Below are 2,959 nucleotides of genomic sequence, written 5' to 3' on the forward strand. Positions count from 1 at the left end.
GAGGAGCCCACCCCGCCGCCCGCACCCGGAACCGGAACCGCACCCGGAACCGGGGCCGATCGCGCCGGGCTTGCCGCGCGGCTGCGCGACGAGCGGCCCGCCGGGGTGCTGTCGCTGCTCGCGCTCGACGACCGGCCGCACCCCGACCACCCCACCCTGTCGCGCGGCATGGCCGCCGGTGTGACGCTGGTGCAGGCGGCGGCCGACGCCGGTCTGGACGCACCGCTGTGGTGCCTCACCTCCGGCGCGGTGGCCGTGCACGACTCCACCGAGCTGACCCACCCGTTCCAGACCGCCCTGTGGGGTGCCGCCGCCGCCCTCTCCCTGGACCACCCCGGGTTCTGGGGCGGCATGGTCGACGTACCGGCCACCCTCGACGAGAGCCTCGTACGCGCCCTGTGCGCCTCGCTCGCCGGCACCGCGGGCGGCGGCGCCGAGGACCAGCTCGCGCTGCGTGCCGAGGGCCGGTACGCGAGGCGGCTGGTGCGGGCGCCGCTGGGCGAAGCGCACGAGCGGCCGTCCTGGACCCCGCGCGGCACGACGCTGATCACCGGCGGCACCGGCGGAGTCGGCGCGCACGTCGCGCGCCGGCTGGCCCGCGAGGGAGCCGAGCATCTGATCCTCACCAGCCGCCGCGGCCCGGCGGCGGACGGCATGGCGGAGCTGCGGGACGAACTGGCCGCGCTCGGCGCCCGGACGACGGTCGCGGCCTGCGACGTCACCGACTGCGAGGAGCTGCGCAAGCTGCTGGACTCCGTCCCCGGCGAGCAGCCGCTGACCGCTGTCGTGCACGCGGCGGGGGTGCCTCAGCTGGACACCCCGCTGCCCGACAGCACCCTCGCGGAGTTCGCCGAGGTGGGGCGGGCGAAGGTGGGAGGCGCCGCGCTGCTCGACGAGCTGCTGGGCGACCGCCCGCTGGACGCCTTCGTGCTGTTCTCCTCCGGCGCCGCCGTGTGGGGCAGCGCGGGGCAGGCCGCCTACGGCGCCGCCAACGCGTATCTCGACGCCCTCGCGCACCGCCGCAGGGCCCGCGGCCTGGCCGCCACCTCCGTCGCCTGGGGCCCGCTGGACAGCGGCATGGTCGACGAGGAGATCAGCGCGTTCATGCGGCGCACCGGAGCCCCCGCCATGGACACCGGCGTCGCCGTCGGAGCGCTGCGGCACGCCGTACCCGGGGACGAGCCCAATCCGGTCGTCGCGGAGTTCGACTGGTCCCGCTTCGCGCCCGCCTACACCCTCGCACGCGCCCGCCCCCTGCTCGACGCGCTGCCCGAGGTGCGCGCGGCGCTGGACGGCGACCCGGCGGACGGCTCCCAGTCCCCTTCCGGTTCGGACTCCGGCACCGGGCCGGAGCTCCGCGCCCGGCTGGCCGCGCTGTCCGCACCGGAGCAGCGCCGCACCGTGCTGGAGCTGGTACGCACCCAGGTGGCGGCGGTGCTCGGCTACGACTCCCCGGCCGACGTCGAACCCCGGCGGCCCTTCACCGACCTCGGCTTCGACTCCGTCTCGTCGGTGGAGCTGCGCTCGCGGCTGAACGGCGCCACCGGTCTGCGGACACCCGCCACCGTCGTCTTCGACTACGCCAGCCCGGACGCCCTCGCCGGCTATCTGCACACCGAGCTGAGCCCCGGCGACCCGGGCGCGGGCGGCGGGGCCGCCGCGCGGGACGGCGAGCCGGTGACGGCCGAACTGGACCGCTTCGAAGCGACCGTGACGGCGCTCACGCCCGACGACCTCCGCGACCACCGCATCGTCGACCGGCTGCGGGCGCTCGTCACCAGGCTGGACGAGAACCAGGGCAGCGCCACCCCCGGAGCCGAGGTCGACGACCTGCTCCAGGACGCGAGCGCGGACGACGTTCTCGCGTTCATCGACAAGGAACTCGGCTCCGCCTGACGGTCGCGCACCCGACCCGTACCAGGACAGGACAGCCGTACCAGGACAGTTGTGAGGCATGGATGGCGACGAACGCGAACGACGACAAGGTCCTCGACTACCTCAAGCGGGTCACCGCCGAACTGCACGAGAGCCGCAGGCGGGTGCGGGAGCTGGAGGCCGGGGAGCAGGAGCCGATCGCGATCATCGGAATGAGCTGCCGCTTCCCCGGCGAGGTCAGCTCGCCGGAGGAGCTGTGGCGGCTGGTGGACGAGGGGCGGGATGCGATCTCCGGATTCCCCGCTGACCGCGGCTGGGACCTCACCCGGCTCCAGAGCAGCGGCCCCGGCGGCCCCGGCGACTCCGGCGACTCCGGCGGCCCCGGCGACTCCGGCGACTCCAACAACGTCGGGCAGACCGGCACCAGCTACGTACGCGAGGGCGGATTCGTCCACGGCGCGGGCGACTTCGACCCGGCCTTCTTCGACATCTCGCCCCGCGAGGCCCTCGCCACCGACCCCCAGCAGCGCCTCATGCTGGAGATCTCCTGGGAGGTGCTGGAGCGCGCCGGCATCGACCCGCACCGCGTGCGCGGCGACCAGGTCGGCGTCTTCGCCGGATCCGGCATCCAGGACTACGGCGACCTGCTCCTCCAGGACCCGGAGACCGCTGAGGCGTACATGTCCACCTCGGCGTCCGCCGCCGTCATCTCCGGCCGCATCGCCTACGCCCTCGGCCTGGAGGGCCCCACCCTCACAGTGGACACCGCCTGCTCCTCCTCCCTGGTGGCGCTCCACCTCGCTGCCCAGGCCCTGCGCGGCAAGGAGTGCTCCCTCGCACTCGCGGGCGGCGTCATGGTCATGGCCACCCCCGCGCCGTTCGTCGCGTTCAGCCGCCAGCGCGGACTGGCCCCGGACGGCCGCTGCAAGGCGTTCGCCGAGGCGGCCGACGGCACCGGCTGGGGCGAGGGCGCGGGCATGCTGCTGCTGGAGCGGCTGTCGGACGCGCGCCGCAACGGCCACCCGGTGCTGGCGGTGGTACGCGGCTCCGCCGTCAACCAGGACGGCGCCTCCAACGGCCTCAC

At 75.4% G+C, this 2,959-nt stretch carries 2 protein-coding genes; both read left to right on the forward strand.

Going from position 1 to position 2,959, the window contains the following annotated elements; all coding sequences use genetic code 11:
• The coding region (locus G5C65_RS34695; RefSeq protein WP_165303040.1) for a type I polyketide synthase at nucleotides 1-1,896 on the forward strand (1,896 nt) is incomplete at its 5' end.
• Nucleotides 1,897-1,958: 62 nt separating this feature from the next.
• Nucleotides 1,959-2,959 (forward strand): beta-ketoacyl synthase N-terminal-like domain-containing protein (locus G5C65_RS34700; protein WP_206442610.1); only part of this gene is annotated, 1,001 nt, incomplete at its 3' end.

It is taken from the genome of Streptomyces boncukensis (genome assembly GCF_011045075.1).
In the GTDB taxonomy this organism is placed as follows: Bacteria; Actinomycetota; Actinomycetes; order Streptomycetales; family Streptomycetaceae; genus Streptomyces; species Streptomyces boncukensis.